Genomic DNA, 2,535 nt, shown 5'->3' with positions numbered 1-2,535 from the left:
CGGGCGAGGCGCTGATCCTCACGCCGGGCGACCTGCCCCACGTCCTGTCGGCGCCGGCCGTGACGGGGTCCGGCGCGGCGCTGACCTCCCTGCCGGTCCTGCCGCAGGCCATGCCCATCGCCGAGGCCATCGCGCGCGTCGCCGCGACGCGCTGGCGCGCGCCCGGCCTGCCGCGCCCGGCGCCGCTCTATCTGCGCCCGGCGGACGCGGCCCCCTCGCGGAGCGCCGCCCCGGCGATCCTGACGTGACGCCCGCGCGCATGGCCGAGATCCACGCCGCCGCCTTCGCGGGCGGCGAGACCTGGGACGCGGCGACGATCGGGGCCCTCCTCGCCCGCCCGGGTACGCTCGCGGTGACGCGCCGGCCGGATGCCTTCGCGCTTCTCCAGGCTGTTCCGCCCGAGGCCGAGCTTCTGACCATCGCCGTCAACCCGGATGTGCAGGGCGCAGGCCTCGGCCGCGCCCTGCTGACCGAGGCCATGGAGGCGGCGGCGCGCGCAGGCTGCACGACCCTGTTCCTCGAGGTGGCCGACGACAACGCGCCCGCGCGGGCGCTCTACGGACACGCGGGCTTCGTCGAGACCGGCCGCCGCAGGGGCTATTACGCCCGGCCCGGCGGCGCGCGCGCGGACGCGCTTATCCTCGCTGCACAGCTTTCGGGCAGCGGCCCCTCCGTCTGACGCAAGGGCAGGCGCGAGGCGCCTTGCCGCCACCAGAAACCGGTTGACCGTGTCCGCCAGACTTGTCCTTATTCGGGCCGGGGATCGTCAAAGATCTTTGAGCGAGAAGGCACGCGGCCTGCAAACGGCGCGGCCCGTCACCAACCGGGAGAATCGCATGAACCTGATGAAGAAACTCTACGGCGCCGCCGCAATGCTGGCGATCACCGCCACCGGCGCGCTTGCCGAACCGGCCATCATCTTCGACCTCGGCGGCAAGTTCGACCGCTCCTTCAACGAGGCCGCCTTCAACGGCGCCGAGCGCTGGGCGGACGAGACCGGCGGCAGCTACATGGAGATCGAACTGGCCTCCGACGCGCAGCGCGAGCAGGCGATGCGCCGCCTCGCCGAGGCCGGTGCCAACCCGATCGTGATGGCGGGCTTCAGCCAGGCCACCGCGCTGTCCGAGGTCGCGCCCGACTATCCGGACACCACCTTCGTGATCATCGACGGCGTGGTCGACGCGCCGAACGTCCGCTCGGTCATCTTCTCCGAGCATGAAGGCTCCTACCTCGTCGGCATGCTGGCGGCGATGGCGTCCGAGTCCGGCACCGTCGGCTTCGTGGGCGGCATGGACATCCCGCTCATCTCGCGCTTCGCCTGCGGTTATGCGCAGGGCGTGGTCGCCGTGAATCCCGACGCGACGGTCATCGCCAACATGACCGGCACGACGCCCGCCGCCTGGAACGACCCGGTGCGTGGCGGCGAGCTGACCCGCGGCCAGATCGCCCAGGGCGCGGACGTGGTCTATGCCGCCGCTGGCGGCACGGGCCTCGGCGTTCTGCAGGTCGCGGCGGACGAGGGGATCTACTCGATCGGCGTGGACAGCAACCAGAACTACCTGCACCCGGGCTCGGTCCTGACCTCGATGCTCAAGCGCGTGGACGTGGCCGTCTACGACGCCTTCACCACCGGCCCCGAGGTCGAGACCGGCATCCACGTCTTCGGCCTGGCCGAGGAGGGCGTCGGCTATGCCATCGACGAGAACAACGAGGCGCTGATCAGCGAGGAGATGCGCGCCGCGGTGGAAGCCGCCCGCGCGCAGATCATCGCGGGCGAGATCATGGTCCACAACTACACGGACGACGGCTCCTGCCCCGTGCAGATGCAGTGATCCTGCGCTGAACGAACCGGACACGGGCCGCGGTGGCAGTGCTGCCGCGGCCCGTTCCGCAAGACGGACCGACGACCCCGGGGGTATCTCGCATGACGACCGCGGCACCCGCCATCGAGCTCAAGGGCATCTCGAAGGCCTTCGGCCCCGTGCAGGCCAACAAGGACATCTCCATGTCCGTGGCGCGCGGCACCATCCACGGCATCGTGGGCGAGAACGGCGCGGGCAAGTCGACGCTGATGTCGATCCTCTACGGCTTCTACAAGGCCGACCGGGGCGAGATCTTCATCAACGGCAAGCCGACCCCCATCCCCGACAGCCAGGCCGCGATCCGCGCCGGCATCGGCATGGTCCACCAGCACTTCAAGCTGGTCGAGAACTTCACCGTGGTCGAGAACGTGATCCTCGGAGCCGAGGACGGCGCGCTCCTGCGGCCCTCGATCGCCAAGGCGCGCAAGCTCCTGACGGAACTGTCCGAGGAATACGGCCTCAAGGTCGACCCCGACGCCATCATCGAGGATCTCTCGGTCGGCCACCAGCAGCGGGTCGAGATCCTCAAGCAGCTCTACCGCCACGCCGACATCCTGATCCTCGACGAGCCCACGGGCGTGCTGACCCCCGCCGAGGCGGACCAGCTCTTCCGCATCCTCGAGCGGCTGAAGGAGGAGGGGAAGACGATCATCCTGATCACCCACAAGCTGCG

Annotated in this window: 3 protein-coding genes and 1 pseudogene; all 4 read left to right on the top strand. The window is 70.4% G+C overall.

Annotated features, from left to right (window positions below):
* Positions 1 to 248, top strand: a pseudogene (locus tag ACTS11_RS19790) (tRNA (adenosine(37)-N6)-threonylcarbamoyltransferase complex dimerization subunit type 1 TsaB); the annotation flags it as partial.
* Entirely contained in the window at positions 245 to 679 is a 435-nt protein-coding gene (locus ACTS11_RS19785; RefSeq protein ID WP_442642001.1) for a GNAT family N-acetyltransferase, read from the top strand. The pseudogene ACTS11_RS19790 and the gene ACTS11_RS19785, both read left to right, overlap by 4 nt.
* 157 nt (positions 680 to 836) lie before the next feature.
* Positions 837 to 1,832, top strand: a complete 996-nt coding sequence (locus ACTS11_RS19780; protein ID WP_442642000.1) for a BMP family lipoprotein — start codon at positions 837 to 839, stop codon at positions 1,830 to 1,832.
* Between the two features lie 92 nt (positions 1,833 to 1,924).
* Positions 1,925 to 2,535 (top strand): ATP-binding cassette domain-containing protein (locus ACTS11_RS19775; RefSeq protein ID WP_442641999.1); only part of this gene is annotated, 611 nt, incomplete at its 3' end.

Source organism: Roseicyclus sp., assembly GCF_052168335.1.
GTDB lineage: Bacteria > Pseudomonadota > Alphaproteobacteria > Rhodobacterales > Rhodobacteraceae > Roseibacterium.
This window is presented reverse-complemented; position numbering and strand designations above follow the sequence as displayed.